This is a genomic window from Arachidicoccus rhizosphaerae (genome assembly GCF_900107765.1).
In the GTDB taxonomy this organism is placed as follows: domain Bacteria; phylum Bacteroidota; class Bacteroidia; order Chitinophagales; family Chitinophagaceae; genus Arachidicoccus; species Arachidicoccus rhizosphaerae.
Genome location: NZ_FNQY01000002.1, coordinates 307220 through 328363, shown reverse-complemented (window position 1 = coordinate 328363; position 21144 = coordinate 307220). Strand labels below are relative to the sequence as shown.

Sequence of the window (21144 nt, the reverse complement as noted above, 5' to 3'; positions counted from 1 at the left end):
AAAGAATGAAAAAATACCCACCGATAAAAACAATGACTTTTGACAACGATTTGGCATTCGCACAACATGAAGAGATTGCAAAAGCATTAGATGTCAAGACTTACTTCACAAGGCCATATACGTCACAAGACAAAGGGACAATTGAAAACAGGAACGGAATAATCAGACTATTCTTCCCCAAAAAAACTGACTTTAATGAAATTGATAACAAGGAAATAAAAAGGGTCGAAAAGGCGATCAATAACAGACCAATAAGAAAATTTGGCTATGCCACCGCAAATGAAGTATTTTTACGATTCGAAGGTAGCGTTGCACTTATTCCTTGAACACAGGTATTGTTAGCCAAATACCCCGTTAAATAATACCACGCGCCAGCCATCGGGATCTTCATAGGTTTCACTTTTTCCCTCCCAATATGGATTTTCCGGTGATACCGGATGGCAATTCAAGCCCCGAAGCCGGTTAGTGGCCTTTTGATAGTTGGCGGGGTTATCAAAATATAAAACCAAGAGATGTTCCTTGGTCGGCCGAGGCAAATCCTTTTGCTTTAGGTTGGTATGGCTGGTAAATTCCAAATGGATCTTATTATCCGGCATCCCCAGCATGATGCCATCATAGCCATCATGATCTGAAAACTGGCCGGTAAGCACCATACCCAACCCCATTTGGTAAAACTTTGCTAGGGCCTCCAATCTTAGGGTTGGTCTGGCTATTCTTATCTGGACTGCTTGAAACATAAGATTTGACTTTTTAATACCAGCGGCACACACTGCCACCGCCGGGATGTATGTAAGCTTAAAGATAATTAGATTTGTAAATTGCGCAAACGATTGATTGTATGTTTTCCAGTTTTAATCCTTTAGTTTTAATGTGTTAAAATAAAAGGCGATTACTTTTAACCGGTCACGGATAATCGCTGCGTCTTTTGAAACAAATAATTCCTTGCAGCAAAAGCCCGTCTGTTATGAATGCCAACGGTATTTAGCGTAAAGGATAAGGAGTCCTGTTTAGTGAGGTAAATCCGTTTTTACCAACATAGACAGATCATTGCTGTCCGTAGTGCAGAGAAAATCGTGAAGTCGTTACTTTTTAAGGTAGATCGTCAATAGTGGATAGTGATGGCTGTCACTACCCGGATTTTTATGGCCTGCACTTTCCCTTACCGGAATAAAATAATGCTTTCTTTAACCTTCAAAAATATCACAAATGCAAAAAAAATTCTACGTTGTTTTAATGATGCTCGGGCTTTTATACCTGAGCCTTGTGCCGGTTGCGCCGGCAAAAGCTCAGGGGGCTGCCCCTTCTGAGCACCTGGTGTTCTATTTTCCTTCTGATGCCATTGTCAAGATGCACAAAATTAAAATTACACAGACCGCTTTCGCCTCTTATTTTGAGATGAATAGCTTTAACGGAGGATACGGCGGTCTGCAACATACCCCAGACAGTTCAAAGGGCAGCTCACATACGCTTATTTCTTCATTATGGGATCCCAATACGGCAGGCGGCATATATTCGCAGGTGGATTACGCTGCCACCAACACCTATACGGGCAGATTTGGTGGAGAAGGCGATGGATATCAGTCTATAAATCCATATAACTGGGTACTCAATACCTGGTACAACCAGGTTATCCGTGCCTGGAAATCCGGTGGCCGTTTACATGTAGCCACGTTTATACAGAACTTAAGTTCCGGTGAATGGTTCCATACGGCCACTTTATCCGTACCGGATCAGTCAGGTTACCTGGGGCAAAATAATGATGCATTTTTGGAAAACTGGACCGGGTCGGGCAGCGACAGAGACGGTCGTTATGTCCGTAAAGCATTTTTTAAAGATTGCTGGAGTTTGAATACTGCCGGAGTATGGCAAAAACACACGAGTCGTTATTTTAGCGCCAATGCGGGCGACTCTGCCCGGAATGGCATTTATGACCGGGCATTTAACAGCGGCTATGATAGCAGCGAGGACGCTTACTTTATGGTCCATGGCGGCAGCACGACACCGGACGCCGCCTTTGGGACCGGTCGTACCTTAAATTTGCCGGCGCAAACAGGTCAGGGGGACGCTCCCACGCTCACCACCGGTGAAGTAAGCAGCGTTAGCGCTGTCTACCAAAGTCAGCAGGTTATCGTTTCCTGGACAGATAATTCCAAGAAAAGTCCGCAGTTAAGTGCCACTGTGGAAATTTTGGATAACAACCAACAAATACTTGCCTCTTATACCGATACGTTGCCCGAGCGAAGACAAGACACCTTAAATACCCAGCTACCTGCAGGTACTTATACCGCTAAAGTAACGATCAGGGATATTTTCAATCAGCCGTCCACAGCCGTCACCAACAGTTTTATTGTTGCAGACGCTATTGACACAGGCTATTACAGAATAAAAAACGCAGCCAGTGGCAAATATTTAGCCGTGGAAGATTCTGCCACAGATAATCTTAAAAACATCGTTCAATATACCGGCAACAATAGTTCCGCCTTTGAGTGGAAGATACAAAATGCAGGATCATCCTATAACCTGGTTAATAAAAAAAGCAGTAAAGCCATAGATTTACCAGCCAGCACACAGACTTCCGGTACGCAACCCATTCAATATAGCCTTACAGGCGGTACCAATCAGCAATGGAACTTAATTCCGGTTGCCACTGACACTTATCTTATACAAAGCAATATGAGTAACCATTTTGTTTTAGATAATCCGGGAAGCAGTTCCGCAGATGGGACTAAAATGATCATATATGCAACCAACGGCACTCAGGGGTCTGCCAATCAAAGATGGATACTCGAGCCTGCAGACCAGCCCCAGCAAAATACAGCCGCCACTTCCCATTCAGCCCTATTGCTGAAGACCAGGAACTCCTCCGGTTTTTCGCTCTGGCCCAGTCCTGCCCAAAACAAACTGAAAGTACGGATAAATACCCCGGATAAAACAAACAAGAGTGCTATTCTCATCTATGATAATAAAGGCGTTTTGGTAAAAAAACAAAGCACAATAGACGGGGCAAGTGTCTACCAGATCAATATAGGAGATCTGCCCGCAGGCATATATCATTTAATTCATAACAAAGACCGACAGTCCTTTATTAAAAAATAATTTTCAACAGGACCTTATGATACTTGTTTACAAATGAGTATCTGCCATCTAAGTCATTAATACCTTAATCAGATGGCCAAGTAAAGGCAGCAGCAAACAGCATGCAGACCTGGCGCCTGGCGTCCGGTCTGTTTTTATTAGTTAATGGATGCGTACTTAAAATTATTTGCGAAAGGTCCTGGCAATTTTCTTTTTTTTCAATCAAAAAAGAAAGGTATCCTGCCTTTCTGCTCCTTCATAAAAAAGCCACCTGCAGGAATACAGGTGGCCGAAAAACAAAATCCAAAATATGGGATGTTTATCAGACTTCTTTATAACATTTATATCAGTAATGATTAAAGTCCAAAATTGTAAGCTACACGCAGACCCAGGAAGTTATTTGATTTGCCTGCATCATAAATCTTGCTGTCACCTTCAAATTTGACGGCAACATCCAGCGCATTGCGACCACCCAGATTAATCAAATAACCGACCTGAGGGCTATAGACAAAAGCGGCAGATTTATCGGCTGCAACATCATCTTTGCTGGTTAAAAAGCTCACACCGGCTGTACCCTGTACATACAGGTTTGTAGAAGGGAAATAATATTTAAGACCGGCACTTACCGGAATTAAACCCAGGTCTTTACCTGTTCCTACGCCTTCTTTTGCAAAGAAGTTATTGTACCCTGCATTTACGACTACATATAAATCGTTTTTCAACACAGGAAAATCAGCCTGTACGCTTCCGCCGATTGACCAGTCGTAAGCATCTTTAAAGTCTCCAAGTGGCAGTGAAGCCTGCGGGCCCACGCTCAGCTGGATACCAGAACGATCATAAGTTTTCTGTGCATTTGCATGAATGGTAAGTCCAAGTACCAATGCAAGTGATAAAACGGCTATTTTGTTTAAAATTTTCATCTTTTTCATTTTTTAGATCAATTAAAATCAATGTCGTTAATCCATTTAAAACTGCAGTTTGATTATCTCATTGACAAGGCAAAGGTATAGCGGGGCAAGCCCTTAATCAATCCCAATATTTGGGTAAAAAAGACCAATTTTCAGGCTGTACTTTATCTTGTTGTGATTACTACCTACATAAAGGAAGTTGCTATCTGATGGCGCTTTTTTGCATAGAAAAGGTGATGGATATTGCTCATTTCATCCATCACCTTTTCCAATCTTTTAAGTATATACCCGAATAATAAAGGGCAGGTATTAAGCAATATTTTTTTTCAGTGCTGTCGGCGTATATCCGGCAAATTGTTTAAAGAATCTGGAAAAATGAGAAGGGGTATCAAAATTCAATTGATCAGAAATCTCTTTCACACTTAATTGAGAATAGTTCAATAAATACAACCCCTCCAGATAAATTCTGCGATGGATAATTTTAATGGCCGTTTCTCCTGTTTCCTTTTTTACAACTTCACCCAAATACCCCGCACTTACAAACAGTTTCTCTGCATACCACTGAACCGTGCGCTGATCCATAAAATTTTCATCTACGGCTTTTTTATATTGCTGAAAGAGCTGATGTCCTCTGGAGGCCAGCGCAGGCTGGCTTTGAATTTCATCCTGGAATATTCTGCCGGAAAGATAAAAGAGTTGCATCAGCATGGACTGGATCAGCTTAACATGAAATTTTTCCTGGTTTTTGTATTCTTCATACATATCCCCAAAAAGGCCTTTTACCTTTATAAATAAGTCATCATCAAGCATGCTGATGGGCGGAAAGTCCGGAGTCTGATCCAAAATATTTTCCAACACAGCTTCCTTCAGATACATATCTGCAAAAAAGTCGCGGGTGAATAATACCATGTACAATTCAAAATCATCCGTACTCTGTTCAATAACATTAATCATACCTGGAAAAATAAAATGCAGGCTATGGGGACGAACACTAAAATTAAAATGTCCTGAAGACATTTTGGCCGTTCCACTCAGACAAAGCACAATCGCAAAATGATCAAGTCTGTAGGGGGCAGTCTTTACTATTTTACAGGTAGTTTTAAGAATGGCTAAATTATGTGTTGCCTCGCTATCCGGTAAGGCTGTTTCATTTTCCGCACCACATTTTCTTTGAATGGCATCCCTTATTGCAACTGTCTTTACCAGTTCCTTTAACTCCGTCGGTTTAGGAAGGATGTTCATAGGATAATTTTTGTTTTTCACTGGCAAAGATACGCCCTTTATTTTCCCATTGAACCATAGAATGCTGAATTCCAGCTATAAAACGGTAAACCCCCTCCCCTTATCGGTAAGTGACACGCTTTAGCAAAAGTTTAAAACTTAGCCAGGCGGGCTTCTTCCAGATCCAAAGTGTGTTCCATATCTCTTATAACACTGTCATCGTATTTCTTTTCATTTTTAATGGTATGCAGGTTTGAGCGCCGTAATTTGACCAGTTCCTGCAATACCCTACGGTTTAATTTTCGTTCAGACCTTGCGGTGGCCTCATCATTTTGTTCTGATAAATTCAGCTCACTCATGGTAATATTGCGCATAATCTGCTCCTTGGTTTTAGCCAGACTTTCATATTCCTGCAATTCCTCACTATAATGACTATCGATATAATTCAGAGAGCTTTTGGCCAGTCTTAAACGTATTTCTTCCAGCTGTTCAACCTCAGGCCGATAATCATCGATTTCTTTTAGTTTCAACAGTTTAATAAATAGAGGCAGGGTAAGCCCCTGAAAAACCAGCGTCACCAAAATCACCACAAAGGTGATAAATAAAATCAGGTTTCTATGCGGGAAGTCAGTACCGTCTGATAAAGTTATGGGAATGGCCAGGGCCGATGCCAGGGAAACCACGCCACGCATCCCTGCCCACCCGATCACAAAGGGTAATTTAAATCCAGGGCTGCGCTCTTCCTTACGTACTTTTGAAGACAGTATTCTGGGCAGAAAAAGTGCCAAGTAAACCAGGATGATCCTTATGACAATGACAATCACACTAATGACCAGTGCATAGCGTATCGCCTCTTCAATGGAATATCCTTCCAGGCTATGAATGATTTGTTTTAGTTCAAGGCCTATCAGAATAAATACGAAACCGTTTAATAAAAAGCCGATGGTGGCCCAGACTTCCTCCGTTTGCAGACGCGTGTGGTAGTTTAAAAAATCACTGGACCTAAAAGAAAGGAATAACCCGCCGCTGACCACGGCAAGCACACCCGACCAGTTAAAATATTCCGCCACCACATACATGATATAAGGAGCAATTAAAGTAATGGGCGTAGTAATACTGGATGACTTTGCCCAGTATCTTAATATAAAATACAGCAGATGCGCAATGACCAGACCTACAAAAATACCCATCACGGACAGGATCATAAAATTGGTGGCAGCCACCCTGAAAACAAACTGACTGGTTAAAATAGCGGCAATAGCAAATCTTAAAACCGTCAGAGAGGCTGCATCATTGACCAGGCTCTCCCCTTCCAGTATAACCAGGCCTCTTCTGGGCATTTTAAGGCCTTTTAAAACAGAGGTGGCCGCAACTGCATCCGGGGGCGACACAATGCCTCCCAATAAACAGCCAAGCGCAAAAGTAAACCCCGGAATAATATTAACCGAGAAGAATGCCACAGCCAAAGAAGTCATGATGACCAGGCCAAATCCAAGAGAAAAGATAGAACGCTTCCACTTCCAGAAATCATTCCAGGAAGTATACCACGCTGCTTCAAAAAGTAGTGGAGGCAAAAAGATTAAGAAAATGAGATCCGGATCAATATTAATAGGTCGCACCCCGGGAATCAGACTTATCCCCAAACCGCCTATCACTAAAAATATAGGATAGGAAATCCTGAGCCGCTGGCTCAGTACATAGAGGATCGCCATTGCGAAAAATAAAGCCAAAATCAACAGTAGATTCTGATGTATCAGGTTTTCATGGCCCATATATATAGATCTTAATAAGTTGGTTTAAAAATGGTTGTCTGTTTTCTCTTTTTAGATATCCAGCAGTAAACTGATTTACAGATGCAAGCTTTACTACTCCATCATGAAAAAGATGCATCCTAAGCATTAAATATTTAACTTCTTCTAACTGTGGAGTTAATCCTTTGGTTCTAATAACCAATTTCAGTAAGAAAGTTGCTATTCTATTCACAATCAGTCATTACTGACTATTAGTACACCCAACAAAAATAAGAAAAATCAGGGAAAATTCCGCTGAAAACAGCGGAGGTCAAGCGATTTCCCATAAAATTAAAAAAGCGCAGCGCCTTCTACTAATTTATAGTGAAAGGACGCTGCGCTTATAATAACTGTAAACCGGTGGTTTTCAGTACCAGAATCATATCGGCTCTATCAGACAGTTAGAGCGAACTTATGGCCTTTTATAATTTGGTAATCCAGCCATGTTTATCCTCAGATACGCCCAGACGGATATCATTTAATCTTTTGGCTAATTGCTGAGACACCTGGGTTTTTTCTAAATCAAAAACCATATGATGCCCCTTATAACTCAATTCCTTAATTCTGGAGATCGTAGCAGCCGTACCTGTTCCAAAGGCTTCGATAAACTCGCCTTTATCGTACGCTTCAATTAACTCTTCCACGTTGACTCTTCTTTCCTCCACATTTAAGCCCATTTCTTTCAATACGACAATCGCACTTTTACGCGTTACCCCATTTAAAATGGTTCCCTCTTCCAAAGAAGGGGTAAGGACCGCATTTTTCAGTACAAAAAAGACATTCATGGTTCCTACCTCCTGGAGCCATTTATGCTCAAATGCATCTGTCCAAAGCACCTGATCATAACCGTTTCTGACAGCGTCCTGCGCAGGTTTCAGGCTGCCACCATAGTTTCCTGCATTTTTCGCCTCTCCTACGCCACCTGGTGCTGCACGGGTATATTTTTCCTCCACCGCAATGCGCATCGGTTTATCATAATAAGGACCTGTAGGACTCAGGATGATAATAAATTTATAAGTAGCAGAAGGACGCACCCCAATGAATTCATCCGTTGCAAACATGAAAGGGCGGATATATAAAGAATGATTTTCCATGGCCGGAATCCATTCTTTATCCAGATTAATGAGTTGTTTTAATCCCTCCATGAAAATCTCAGACGGAACTTCCGGCATTTCCATGCGGACAGCGGACTCATTGAATCGGTTGAAATTTTCTTCAGGACGAAAGATAACCGCTTCCCCATTGGCGTTTTTATATGCCTTAATACCCTCAAATATGGACTGCCCATAATGGATGGCCGCCAGTGAAGGGGCAAAACTTAATGATTGATAAGGTTTAATCTCTACAGACTGCCATTTGCCATCTGCGTAATCGGCCACCAGCATATGATCTGTGAAAACATGCCCGAAATGAATATTTTTAAGTTCCACCTGTGGCAACCGGCTGGAATCAGTTTTGGAAACTTTAATTGCTAAAGACTCACTCATAAAATCTGAAATTTAAATGTATATTTGACCAAATGTTTATAATTCAATAATTATGGATACGCAATTGCCTGAATTCGTGTTAGCCGGATTATATAAAGACGCGCTCGTTATTACAGAACCATCAACCCCGCCTTCAGCAAAATTGGTAGTCAAAGGTAATGAAATAAATTCACCAGAAAAGCCAAATATTGCGGAAAAACAGGTGGATATTCCAAAATGGTACCTGGGTTCAAATAACCGTCAGATAGCGGTTTTAATAGCCGACAAATCCGGTCAACTAATAAAAGACAAAGAGCTTGAATTTTTGACCAATATATTAAAGGCCTGCAAATTGAGCATAGATGATATTGCCCTGATCAATTACATCCGGACACCCCGCAGCCTGGAGGAACTCATCGCCGATCCGGGCTGTCATCAGTTTATTTTGTTCGGCCTGAGTCCGGCCCAGTTGCAATTACAATTTAATTTCCCCAATTATCAGCCTCAGACTGTGGGAGCCAGTCAAATAATGCTGGCCGCACCGCTCGCGCAGATGATGAGCCCCACCGCGGAGGCAAAAGCGGAGAAAACGAAACTCTGGAATGCGCTGCAACTCTTTTTTCAATTAAAAGCCTAACCTTTTTTGCCCTATCATGGAACTAATTTTTGCCACCAATAACCCGAATAAGGTTAAAGAAATCAGAAATGTCGTCGGGGATAAACTCCAAATATTGCCCCTGAAAGAGGCCGGGATTATTATTGAGATACCGGAGCCTCATGACTCTTTAGAAGATAATGCGCTGGAAAAGGCCCAGACCATCCATCATTTAACCGGAAAAAATTGCTTTAGTGAGGATACCGGCCTTGAGGTCCCCGCTCTTAATGGTGCGCCTGGCGTTAAAAGTGCGCGCTATGCAGGGGAAAAAGCCAGCGATCAGCAAAATATAGACTTATTACTGCACAATCTAAGTGGCAAGGAAAATCGCGGGGCCCGCTTCAGAACCGTCATTACCCTGATATGGGATCATCAGACCTATTATTTTGAGGGTATTTGTCCCGGCTCCATCAGTGAAACCCAAAAAGGTAGTGACGGTTTTGGCTATGATCCTGTTTTTATTCCGGAAGGCGGCGACGGACGTAGTTTTGCCCAGATGACCCTGGATGAAAAAAACAAATTCAGTCACCGTAAAAAAGCCACGGCGCAACTCATTGAATTTCTAAAAAGTAAAATTGGCGAGCTTAACTAAGAGCATACACCTGTGTTCTCTTTTCTTAAATAAGCGAACCGCCAACAAATTAATGGTGACGGTTCGCCCTTCTCTATACTTATGGTAGCCACTGACTAACGTAGTTGAAGATTCAAAGATCCCAGAACTAAGTTTTTTTCAAAGCCGCAGTGCTTACCTTTTGGACTTTGTTGCTTTGGGTATTCTCCCTTAAAGATTTACATTCAGATTAAAGGATAAAGCAGGATATCTGTTAACATAGGTATCGTAATAATCCTGCGGATAAGCCGTCATAGGAACTCCCTGCAAATACTGCAGCCTTACATTATTCCAGTTTAATCCAACCATAAAGCTTGGGAGCGCCTGCGAAAAAATCCAACGACCACCATGTCTGTAGACATACCCGTGTCTGCGTGCATCATAAAAGGCATGATAATCGGGAAAATAGACATGTCTGTCATAACCATAATGATGTCTGGCAGCCCATGGTGCAGGACGGAAAACGCCATGTCCTACCGGAGCACGTGCGATCCTTCTGCCCCGATAAACGGGCTGTGGACGGTTATTATAATGTCCTCTGTTAGGCGCAAACACCCGGCGGTCATTACGGCTATAATTATTTCTATTATTGTAATGCGCTCTGTTATTTTGTTTATAGGCTTTTACCTGTTGACGACGGTTACGCTGAGATTGCTTATAAGATTTATTATTATTGTGCTCTCTGGTCCCGTGACCTCTTTGTGCCATTGTTTGCTGACTTAAAAACAGGCCACCCAAACAAAGAATCCAAATATAAATTGCTTTTTTCATGTTATTACCTTTTACAGATGATGGAATCATGCATCAGGATTTCTGATTTTAAAAACGCCAAAAAACCAAAGAGACGCATGGGAAAAGAAAACATAAGAAGCGGTGGCCACGCGCCTTTGCGTTATCTTTTTCTGTTTATATAGATTGTATTTTAGTATTAAAAGTTTAATAGCGCTACCCTAAAAAAATTCGATTTCACCGAATAATTTTCAGCACCTGCCACATTTTTAATTCCAAATCGCCTTATACACAGCTGCTTTAGCAATTAATATACCGATTAAGTGACCTATCAGAAATACCTTTTTTCAAACCGTTGCCCCCAAAATAAAACGACTGATTTTCAACCAGTCATTACTTTTCCCGCTTTCCGGTCTATCCAATAAAAAAAGAGTCAACAATTAAATGCCCCAGGGAATTTAATTGTTGACTCTTTTAGGTCAGGCAGTTTTTTATCTATCTTGCTTTTGGCCGAAAACCTATTTTCTGAACCTGCGTTTTTGTTTTCGGCTCAAGATGATACATCCTGCGACTTATGATTTCAACGCCTATTTAAAGGTCTCATGTAATGAATCGAACTTTTTAAATAAAGCTTCATATTGGTCATATGCTTTCGGATCATGACCTCTGGCTTTATTCATTTTCCAGTTGTATAAATTGGCAATGATGTCCACTGCACGGTTCAAAGAAACAGATTCATTTTTATCTCTGTCCTGCTTAGCGGATAAAACATCATAGCTCTTGGTCAACCAGGCAATGGAGGTATCTGCTAAAGGAGCCTGTTCTTTTTCAATAGCATCTCTTTTTGCTTTCTTGGCTGCTTCTTCCCCTTTATTTGCAAAGAACTCATCATCCAGTTCACTGAATCTCTGATAATTTAAAATCCCCACATTGAAAGCATAAATACCGTTATGTCCCAGATTAAACGCTTTCTGATAGGCATCAATGGAAGCTGCTTTTGCGGCCGCGATTTCAGCAGTATCTTTTGTGGACTTTTCTGCATTAGCCAGGGTCTGTGCAATTTCTACATACTGGGCTTCCGTCATCTGACCGGCTGCGTCTTTTTCCTTATAGTTAGCGATAATGTCATTGACATTACCTCCGGACAGCATAGCCTGCGTTTCAATCTGGCTCCAGAGATCATTTTTATCAGGATAAGCTTTTTTGGCAATGTCTAAATACTTTGCAGCATTTTCCTTGTCTTTTTTAGCCTGATAATATTGAACCATATACTGATACATGGCCGGCATATCTTTAGTAGCGATGTTGCGGTCAGCCAATAGCGTATACATAGCCATTGCAGAATCAGCCATGGCCGGGTTCTTAAAAGTGCCACCGTTTTCCTGATCATAACCGGAAGCATTCTGTGCAGCAAAGCCGGTGTAAAGAACCGTAAAAGTATCTATCGCATTTCTGTCGGGGTTCTGACTAAATCCGTTTTTGGTGATATAATCTGCCCAGGAATAAGCTGTATGAAAATTTTTATAGGCATCATCCCATTTGCTGTCTTTAAAATCAGAAAGCCCGTTGTTGAAGGCTTTGGAATAAACAACAGAAACCGCATTAATACCCTGATCTTCGCGCATCAGTTTATTAAAAGCAGCCGTGTCCGTATTTTGTTTTAACTGATCTAAAGTGGTAGCAGTTGTCTGTAAGGCATCCGGATTACTTCCTGCCAGTGCAGAGTCTGTTGCCAGATTTGCATAAATTACTGCTTTATAAGTAATCGCCTCTTTATTATCCTGCTCTTTGGGATTGGCCAAAACCTTGTCGATCAGATCTTTTGCGTCACCGTATTTCTTCTCCGCCAAAAGTTTAAGGACATCATCCTTTTTAAACTTGACCGGTTTTTGTGCCCATGCTCCGGCTGTTATACCTAGAAGCAAAAATGAGAATACAATCCTTTTCATTTTGTTTTTTTTAGTTAACTGAATGTCTTTTAATTAAATATTGATTTGATTATTCCGCTAGACTTACATCTTATGCTGTTTCGTCATCCTCTGTATCTGCTGCATTCTGCTCATTTTGATCATCCAGGGAAGCGTCACCACTGCTTTGTGCAGGGGAAGCGTCCTCACTTTGAGTGCTGAGATCTGCTGCAGCGTCCGTTATCATCTGCTCCTGATCTTCAGCAGAGTCTTCTTCCTCCATTTGCTGTTCGTCTATTTTAGAGATCGCCGCAATTTCATCCCCCTCATCTAAACGAATCAAAATGACGCCTTGTGTATTTCTGCCTGCTTCTTTAATGGCAGCCACATCCGTACGTAAGGTAATCCCTGATTTACAGGTTATAATCAGATCATGCTGTTCTGTAACGTTTAATATACCAACAAGCTTGCCAGTTTTTTCCGTTACATTAATGGTTTTAACACCTTTTCCGCCCCGGTTGGTAACGCGGTAGACATCCTCTCCGGTTTCGTCCACGATTCTGGTTCTTTTTCCATATCCTTTCTCACTGACAACCAATACAGTATGATCTTTATCTTCTTTGTCGACATTAATCATACCGATGACTTCGTCATCGGTGGCATCCACTTCAATTCCTGTGACACCTATCGCTCCCCTGCCGGTCGCCCTTACTTTACTTTCGGGGAAACGAATGGCACGGCCGCTTTTCACAGCGAGCATGATTTCACTTTCACCGTCTGTAAGCATCGCATCCAGTAACTCATCACCTTCATTAACCGTTATGGCATTTACGCCTGTAGCCCTTGGTCTGCTGAATTCCTTTAAGGCGGTCTTTTTAATAATACCTTTTTTGGTACACAGCACTACGAAATGATTCTCAACATAGGTCTCATCCGTTAGTTTCTTAACGTTGATGATGGTTCTGACCTTGTCATCACCCGGGATCTGTATCAGATTTTGAATGGCACGACCTTTTGCATTTTTCTCCCCTTCCGGTATTTCATAGACTTTCAACCAGAATAATCGACCCTTTTCTGTGAAATACATCATGGTATCATGCGTAGAGGCCACAAACAGATGCTCTACATAGTCCTCATTTCTGGTAGCAGCGCCTTTTCCGCCACGGCCGCCGCGTTTTTGCTGGCGGTATTCAGAGGCGGAGGTTCTTTTAATGTATCCCAGATGAGAAATCGTAATCACGACGTCTTCTTCTTCAATCAGATCTTCAATGCTGATATCACTGGCGTTATATTCAATCTGGCTCTTTCGCTCGTCGCCAAATTTAGTCTTAACCTCCGTCAGTTCTTCTTTAATGACATCATAACGGGCATCCTCATCCGCCAGTAAATGTTTTAATTTGGCAATAAAGGCCATCAATTCATTATAATCTGCCTGAATCTTATCTCTTTCCATGCCGGTCAGACGTTGCAAGCGCATTTCAAGAATGGCCTGCGCCTGTACTTCATCCAAAAACTCATTGGCTGTAGCCTCACCCAATAATTGAATTACCTGAGCGTTCTTCAGTTTAATCTGAGCGGCAACCAGGTTTTCCTTGGCAATGGCTGGATTAGAAGATTCCCGGATAATACGAATCACCTCATCGAGGTTATCCAGGGCAATCAGATAGCCTCTTAACAGATGCTCTTTTTCTTCTGCTTTTCTTAATTCGAATTTAGAGCGTCTGATCACCACTTCCATCCTGAAATCGATGAATTCAGTGATCAGCTGTCTCAGGTTTAAAGTACGCGGTCTGCCTTTGCAGATAGCCACGTTATTGATACCAAAACTGGTCTGGAGTTCAGAATACTTGTATAATTGATTGATTACTACATTCGCTACAGCGTCTCTTTTCAATTCCACCACGATACGGATACCTCCGCGTTTACTGGTTTCATTGTTTACATAGGCAATCCCCTCAATGGTCTTATCGGTCGCCAGTTTACCGATTTTATCCGTTAACCCGTCCAGGCTGACCTGATAAGGCACTTCGGTAATAACGATTTTTTCACGGCCCGATTCTTTGGTTTCTACATGACATTTACCGCGAACCATGACCCTTCCACGACCGGTCATCATGGCCTGGCGTACGCCATCCATGCCAAAAATTATTCCTCCGGTCGGAAAATCAGGGGCCTTGACGATTTTCATCAGCTCTTCAATGGCTATACTACGGTCAGCAACATAGGCCAGACAACCATCAATCACCTCTGTCAGGTTATGCGGCATCATATTGGTGGCCATACCAACGGCGATACCGCTGGAACCATTGAGCAACAACTGAGGAATACGGGTAGGCAGCACACTGGGTTCCTGAAGGGAATCATCGAAGTTCGGATGAAAATCAACGGTTTCCTTTTCTATATCTTCCAGCATGGTTTCCGCCAGCTTTGACAGCCGGATTTCCGTATAACGCATGGCAGCGGGGCTGTCTCCATCCTGCGTACCAAAGTTACCCTGTCCGTCTACCAGTGTGTAGCGCATGGTAAAATCCTGCGCCATACGCACCACCGTAAAGTAAATAGAAGAGTCACCGTGCGGATGGTATTTCCCCATCACCTCCCCGACAATACGGGCGGATTTTTTATAAGGCTTGTTGCTATGATTGCTTAACTCATTCATGGAGTAAAGAACCCTGCGGTGAACGGGTTTAAACCCATCGCGAACGTCCGGCAAAGCTCTTCCGACAATAACGCTCATCGAGTAATCGATGTAAGCGGTTTTCATTTCAGTTTCGATGTTGACAGGAATTATCCGGTCGTGATCACCCGTTTCTTCGGGTAACAAATCTTTATTTTCTTCCATATATTAATTAAAAATATCTAAGGCAAATTTACGCCTTGCATGTAAGGCGTAAAGCTACGAAAATTATGCCTAAAAAGACACGAAATCAGGGCCTTCTTATCCAAATTATCCACTTCTTTTTTTTGCCTTGTGGAAAATGGCAACATAATTGCTAATGAGTTATTTGGAGTATATTTTTAGTTAACAGGGGAATAAAAAATAACTAATTTTATAACGAGTTTTTTTAAGTTCCTTTAATTCCTTATTTTTAGGTCAATCCTTTAAAACAGAAGTGCAGTACTGGCTACGCAGAAATAACATCGACAAGGGCCCACTTACGAAAGAGGCATTACTCAGCCAGGGGCTACAGACCACCGATTTAATCAAAATCGATGGCAGTTCCGAGTGGAAATCACTGACGGATTTTCCTGAATTGATGACAGCCAGTCAAAGTCAGCCAAAACCTAAATATAAGTTTACAGCTGACAAACAGCTTATTGAAATAAAAGAAGCGGCCAAAAACGCAGATACGGCCCAGAAAACGGACCCGGCCGCAGCGCCCCAAAAAGGGGCTGCTGCTCAAAGTCAGCCGAATTCTCCTTTTAAACGGATGCCCTCTGCCCTACCCAAGAAAAAAACAACATATACACCGCCGGCAGATCATACCCAGGTTCAATCCACGGAAAAAGCGAAAGAACGGGCTAAGATCACCACGCCCTTAAAAGGCAGTCCTGCCGAAGGCAGCACTGCTGCCGGCAACGCAAACAGTAGCAGTCACCACCACAGCGCCAGCGCTTCGGACCATGGACAGAAAATTCAGGCAAGAGTTCAAAGTCTGGATGACGCCCCTTTAAGAGAGGTGCGCCACCACCCTACTCCAAAGCCTGTACGTGCTGTGGCGCCCCCAAGAAATTCTCATTTTTTCAAAGAATTCTTTTTGCCGATAATCATTATCGGCGGCATTGGCTTTTTAGCCTGGTGGGGGTATAAGCAGTTTACCAGTCCCTCCGCAAATCTGGGTAATCTTTCCGGAGCAGACTCATTGACACTCATCCAGCAAAAATCCGGTACTCCGTCAGATAGCGCCAGCCAAAAGTCCAACCTGGCAGAAGGGCCGGCTGCGATTCCCGTAAAAACGGGTAGTGCCGAAGCACCGGTTCATAAAGACTCCCTGGCAGGCGCAAAATCAACGCCTGTTCTAAATGATAGCAGTAAGGCTGTGGCCACCAGCGTCAAGACGGCAGCCCCTATGGCAGCCACGCCACCACCGGCTAAGACAACCCGGCCGGCAACCGACAGCCCACAGGCGGCCACTGATCTGGCGGCCACCAAAACCGCGACACCGGTAGCCCCTCCTAAACAGGAAGACTCACCTGCCACCGCTAATACCAATACAGCCAAAAAAGAACCTGAAAAAAAGGTGGAGAAGAAGGCGCCCGTAAAAAAAGCGGCAGCTATAGGTGATTATGTAGACCTCTCCTTGAACAAAACACCGGAAGCAGGTATAAAAAATGTGAAAATCAAAGTACACAATACTTCCAGTGATGATTTAAATATCGCAGTGGTTGAAATTAAATATTTTGATAAAGACGGCAAGTTTGTCCAGGGCGAGACCCTGCAGACCGGTAAAATCGGAGCCGGTAAATCCGCCACCCTGAAAGTGCCCAGCAGTAAAAATGCGGAGAAAATTTCCTATAAAGTATCGCTGATCAGTGGAGACAATGTCTACCTGATGGGAAAATGATCTGTACTCATTTACGATAAATCAGGGTTCGTTGTCCGGATTTTTCACGGGGCCGGGTTCATCCATCAGTACGTGAACCGTTGAATCCTTATCCTTTCCATCAGCAGCTTCCCAACTATTTAAAAACCGGGTAAAAGCAGGTGCCCCCACCGGTAGCTTCCCTATTCTGAAAGCATGAGCCTGCTCTATCAGATACTGCCCCAGTTCGAGTTCATTCATCTCTCTGAGCCTGGCGGCGGTGGGCCGGTAATAAAGTCTGAGGTAGTTAATGGAGTCCTCGTTTTGAATGCCGGTATATAATTCTATAGCGTGGGAAGACAACCTGTTTTGTATATAACCTTCATCCTCCGCGTAAAGGGCAAAGCGCTTCATCCGCTCCTCCTTGTTTTTCTTTTTGTTTTGTAAAGCGAGGACAAGCCCTGAGACACTGACGCCAATGGCCAGCGGAATCGGCACTTTACCAATCTTAGGCACCTTGATTGCGTCCCCCAGGGTAGGCTTTTTATAATTAAAGATATCACTGTACAGATACCGGAGCATGGCAGAGTCTTTTTTGTAATCCCGGCCAGTCACTTTAACCGTCTGAAGTTCATGACCCTGATTCTCATGCCCCGTAAAGAATTCTCTTTCTTCCAGATAGACATTAAAAAGGTGATAGAACTGAAGATAAGTGGCAGGATAAACAGCGATAAGGCTGTCCTTTGGATTATAAAACTGAACCGAGTCTGTTATAAGTACCTGAATCTGGTAATAACCGGCCTTGTCCGATCTAACCATTCGGCCACCCAGGGTCCTGATCATAGCGCCCGTCACCGGATTTTTACCAGCATGTGTATCATAGATATACCCGGAAATAATAACCTCTACCCGTTTATTTTGCTTTTGCCCGGTTGAAAGGCTTATCTGGGCATGCAAGGCACTCGTGCCAAGCTGAAACAATAATAAGAAATATAAGATAAGGCAACTGTCCGGTCGCCGGTTAACGGACGGGGCCACAGTCATCCCCGTCCCTACTTTTATATTATCAACAAGTTTCAAAAGCAGGCCGCTACGTTTAGATTATCCACTGTTTATAAAGTAATTGTAATGCTCCTTTTAAAATTACCCTAACTTCAGCAAACACCCTTGTAAAATAAACCTAATTTTTAGGCTGCTAATATTAAAAACCAAAATGATCAACGACACCCTATGCAGCTATTGACTTGACGATAATAGAAAACCGCCATTAGAAAAATGCTTTCATTTCTCTAATGGCGGCCTTAGCTTTATGTGGAAAAAGCGGTAGCTTATTTTTTAAGATACATCACTTCCTTAACCAGTTTAACAACGCCTGCAACACTGGGCAGATAAGCTTCTACTAAAGTAGGAGCATAGTGCATAGGGGCATCTGCTGCAGTAATTCTACGGATAGGTGCATCCAGATAATCGAATCCTTCTTTTTGGATTCTGTAGGTAATTTCAGAGCTAACGGAGGCAAATGGCCATTGTTCTTCAACAATTACCAGACGATTCGTTTTCTTCACACTTTCCAGAATGGTTCTCCAATCCAGCGGGCGGATAGTTCTTAAATCAATAACTTCTGCACTGATCCCTTCTTTTTCCAGTTCCTCTGCCGCAGCCAGTGCCACTTTCATCATTTTATTGAAAGAGACGATGGTCACGTCTTTACCTGTTTTCTTGATATCAGCTTTCCCTAACTCAATATAGTATTCTTCTTCAGGCACTTCGCATTTATCACCATACATGACTTCGCTTTCCATGAAGATGACCGGATCCTGTTCATAACGAATGGCTTGTTTCAGTAAGCCTTTTGCATCATAACCATTAGATACGGATACGACTTTCAGACCAGGAATATTTGCATATAATGCTTCAAAGGCAGTAGAGTGCTGCGCACCCAGCTGGCCGGCACTTCCGTTAGGACCGCGAAGTACAATAGGACAGCCAATTTGTCCACCGCTCATAGCCAGCATTTTTGAAGCCGTATTTAAGATCTGATCCAGAGCCAGAACCGCAAAGTTCCAGGTCATATATTCGACGATCGGCAATAGTCCGTTCTGGGCAGCACCCACGGCTACACCTGTAAAGCCTAACTCAGAGATAGGCGTGTCGATTATGCGTTTAGGGCCGAACTCAGCCAGCATGCCCTGGCTCACCTTATAGGCACCATTATACTCAGCTACTTCTTCTCCCATTAAGAAAACTCGCTCATCTCTTCTCATTTCTTCATTCATCGCTTCACGCAATGCTTCACGAAAGGCTATTTGTCGCATAATATATTTATCTAATTTAATATAAGATTACTCGTAAATTACGGCGCAAAAATATATGTTTTTTCTGTAGAATTCCGAATTTATTTGCAAAATAACAAAGCAGTGCTTCTTAACAAAAAATCCGCTTTCTTTTGAGAAAGCGGATTTTTTTGTTTTACCCTGATCTTTTTAAGAATTTCAGCACAGGTTTTATATTTTTTAGGATATAAAATCAAGGAATTTTCATATATAGTAATAAAAACAATATATTACTTTTTCCCGGCTCCTGATATTTATTCTTCAGACAAGAAAGGATACGTATAATCTACTGGCGGATTTAAGGTCTCCTTTATGCTACGTGCACTTAACCAGCGATATAAATTCAGGGCGCTGCCAGCCTTGTCATTCGTACCGGAAGCTCTGGCTCCCCCGAATGGTTGCTGTCCTACGACGGCACCGGTTGGCTTATCATTGATGTAGAAGTTACCAGCAGCAAAACGCAGCTTTTCCGTTGCCAGGGCAATAGCTGCTCTGTCTTGCCCCAGGATGGAACCTGTCAGCGCATAAGGAGAAGTGGCGTTCACCAGATCCAGCGTCTGTTCAAACTTATCGGCATCATAAACGTAGATGGTTAGAACAGGGCCGAAGATCTCCTCACACATGGTCACATATTTAGGATCCTTCGCTTCAATTACGGTGGGCTCCACAAAATAACCTGCAGATTTATCGCAGTTCCCCCCTACCAGAATGCTGGCTTTACGGTCTTTCGCTGCGTTTTTCAGATAAGTAGAGATTTTATCAAAGCTCTTTTCATCAATAACGGCATTGACAAAGTTACTGAAATCATCCACTGGTCCCATTTTAAAGGTTTTAACCGTGGCGACCAGCTTGGCTTTAATTTTTTCAGCCAGGTTGGAGGGAATATAAGCCCTGGAAGCTGCCGAGCATTTCTGCCCCTGGTATTCAAAGGCGCCTCTGGCTAAAGCTGTTACCGCTTCATCTACATTGGCAGATTTATGGATCATGACAAAATCCTTACCTCCGGTTTCACCCACAATGCGTGGATAGGATTTATAACGGGAAATATTTTCACCGATCGTCTTCCAGATGGTATTGAATACAGCAGAAGAGCCTGTAAAATGAATTCCAGCAAAATCCGGATGCGCAAAGACAATTTTCCCCAGTTTCTGACCACTGACATAAATCAGGTTGATAACCCCATCCGGCAGACCCGCTTCTTTTAGGATTTTCATGACGACCTGCGCACTATAAACCTGTGAATCAGCTGGTTTCCATACAACCACATTGCCGCAAAGGGCTGCACTGGTCGGCAGATTACCGGCAATGGCCGTAAAGTTAAAGGGCGTCAGCGCCAATACAAAACCCTCTAATGGACGCCATTCCGTTCTGTTTTTAACACCAGGTGCATCATTAGGCTGCTGGCGGTAGATCTCACTTAAGAAATGGACATTAAAGCGCAAAAAGTCAATCAACTCACAGGCACTGTCAATTTCTGCCTGATATGGGTTTTTACTTTGACAAAGCATGGTGGCTGCATTGAGCTCCGCGCGGTATTTCTGAGCAATCAGATCGGCTGCTTTCAGGAAAATAGCGGCACGGTCTTCCCAGGGCATTGCTTCCCAGCCGGATTTGGCTTTTAAGGCAGCATCGATGGCCTGGTTAATATGTTTATCTTCTCCCCGATGGAAAAAGCCCAGGGTATGACTGAGTTCATGCGGAGGACGAATTTCTACTTTTTTGCCCGTTTTAACGGCACGGCCGCCGATATACATGGGTATTTCCATCTGCTTTTTCTTTGCATCGGCGATGGCCTTTTTAAGGGCTGCTCTTTCGGCAGATCCGGGTGCATATCCCAAAACAGGCTCATTTGCCGGCATCGGATAATTAAAATAACCTAGACTCATAAAATTATAATTTGTACTTGATTAAAAACTTTAAATGATTG

Annotated in this window: 16 protein-coding genes; 5 read left to right on the top strand and 11 right to left on the bottom strand. The window is 42.8% G+C overall.

Annotation, left to right across the window (positions count from 1 at the left end; translation table 11 throughout):
- Window positions 1-326: IS30 family transposase (locus tag BLU80_RS03725; protein ID WP_139188077.1), on the top strand; the 326-nt coding region annotated here is incomplete at its 5' end.
- Window positions 327-338: 12 nt separating this feature from the next.
- Here the strand turns inward: BLU80_RS03725 and BLU80_RS03720 are convergent.
- Window positions 339-737, bottom strand: a complete 399-nt coding sequence (locus BLU80_RS03720; protein WP_091393567.1) for a VOC family protein — start codon at window positions 735-737, stop codon at window positions 339-341.
- 469 nt (window positions 738-1206) lie between these two features.
- Between BLU80_RS03720 and BLU80_RS03715 the strand changes: the two genes are divergently transcribed.
- Window positions 1207-3096: a DUF3472 domain-containing protein gene (locus BLU80_RS03715; protein ID WP_091393563.1), complete on the top strand. Its 1890-nt coding sequence runs from the start codon at window positions 1207-1209 to the stop codon at window positions 3094-3096.
- Window positions 3097-3431: 335 nt separating this feature from the next.
- Here BLU80_RS03715 and BLU80_RS03705 read toward each other — a convergent pair whose 3' ends face one another.
- From BLU80_RS03705 to BLU80_RS03685, 4 genes are all read right to left on the bottom strand, one after another.
- Window positions 3432-3995 carry a transporter gene (locus BLU80_RS03705; RefSeq protein WP_091393658.1) on the bottom strand — a complete coding sequence of 188 codons (564 nt, stop codon included), beginning with the start codon at window positions 3993-3995 and terminating at the stop codon, window positions 3432-3434.
- 297 nt (window positions 3996-4292) lie between these two features.
- Window positions 4293-5225, bottom strand: coding sequence for a helix-turn-helix domain-containing protein (locus BLU80_RS03700; protein ID WP_091393555.1), 933 nt, complete (start codon window positions 5223-5225; stop codon window positions 4293-4295).
- A gap of 131 nt (window positions 5226-5356) precedes the next feature.
- Window positions 5357-6976, bottom strand: a complete 1620-nt coding sequence (locus BLU80_RS03695; protein ID WP_244518712.1) for a Na+/H+ antiporter — start codon at window positions 6974-6976, stop codon at window positions 5357-5359.
- A 440-nt stretch (window positions 6977-7416) separates the two neighbouring features.
- On the bottom strand, window positions 7417-8481 hold the full coding sequence (locus tag BLU80_RS03685; RefSeq protein ID WP_091393548.1) for a branched-chain amino acid aminotransferase: 1065 nt from the start codon (window positions 8479-8481) through the stop codon (window positions 7417-7419).
- 52 nt (window positions 8482-8533) lie between these two features.
- On the opposite strand from BLU80_RS03685, the gene BLU80_RS03680 reads away from it, so the two are divergent.
- Window positions 8534-9097 carry a hypothetical protein gene (locus tag BLU80_RS03680; RefSeq protein ID WP_091393546.1) on the top strand — a complete coding sequence of 188 codons (564 nt, stop codon included), beginning with the start codon at window positions 8534-8536 and terminating at the stop codon, window positions 9095-9097.
- Window positions 9098-9113: 16 nt separating this feature from the next.
- Window positions 9114-9707, top strand: coding sequence for an RdgB/HAM1 family non-canonical purine NTP pyrophosphatase (rdgB, locus tag BLU80_RS03675; RefSeq protein WP_091393543.1), 594 nt, complete (start codon window positions 9114-9116; stop codon window positions 9705-9707).
- A 189-nt stretch (window positions 9708-9896) separates the two neighbouring features.
- Here rdgB and BLU80_RS03670 read toward each other — a convergent pair whose 3' ends face one another.
- The 3 genes from BLU80_RS03670 to gyrA all read right to left on the bottom strand — a co-directional run bounded on the left by BLU80_RS03670 (window position 9897) and on the right by gyrA (window position 15203).
- The gene (locus BLU80_RS03670; protein ID WP_091393540.1) at window positions 9897-10496 is read right to left on the bottom strand and encodes a hypothetical protein; all 600 of its coding nucleotides are present in this window, start codon (window positions 10494-10496) and stop codon (window positions 9897-9899) included.
- Between the two features lie 545 nt (window positions 10497-11041).
- Complete coding sequence (locus BLU80_RS03665) at window positions 11042-12403, bottom strand: hypothetical protein (protein ID WP_091393537.1); 1362 nt, start codon at window positions 12401-12403, stop codon at window positions 11042-11044.
- Window positions 12404-12473: 70 nt separating this feature from the next.
- Entirely contained in the window at window positions 12474-15203 is a 2730-nt protein-coding gene (gene gyrA / locus BLU80_RS03660; RefSeq protein WP_091393536.1) for a DNA gyrase subunit A, read from the bottom strand.
- Window positions 15204-15474: 271 nt separating this feature from the next.
- On the opposite strand from gyrA, the gene BLU80_RS03655 reads away from it, so the two are divergent.
- Entirely contained in the window at window positions 15475-16926 is a 1452-nt protein-coding gene (locus BLU80_RS03655; protein WP_091393533.1) for an FxLYD domain-containing protein, read from the top strand.
- Between the two features lie 21 nt (window positions 16927-16947).
- Here BLU80_RS03655 and BLU80_RS03650 read toward each other — a convergent pair whose 3' ends face one another.
- The 3 genes from BLU80_RS03650 to pruA all read right to left on the bottom strand — a co-directional run bounded on the left by BLU80_RS03650 (window position 16948) and on the right by pruA (window position 21103).
- Window positions 16948-17964: a hypothetical protein gene (locus tag BLU80_RS03650; protein WP_139188076.1), complete on the bottom strand. Its 1017-nt coding sequence runs from the start codon at window positions 17962-17964 to the stop codon at window positions 16948-16950.
- 248 nt (window positions 17965-18212) lie between these two features.
- Complete coding sequence (locus tag BLU80_RS03645; RefSeq protein ID WP_091393528.1) at window positions 18213-19199, bottom strand: pyruvate dehydrogenase complex E1 component subunit beta; 987 nt, start codon at window positions 19197-19199, stop codon at window positions 18213-18215.
- 272 nt (window positions 19200-19471) lie between these two features.
- A complete protein-coding gene (gene pruA / locus BLU80_RS03640) occupies window positions 19472-21103 on the bottom strand; it encodes an L-glutamate gamma-semialdehyde dehydrogenase (protein WP_091393526.1) in 1632 nt (543 codons plus the stop codon).
- Window positions 21104-21144: the final 41 nt, after the last annotated feature.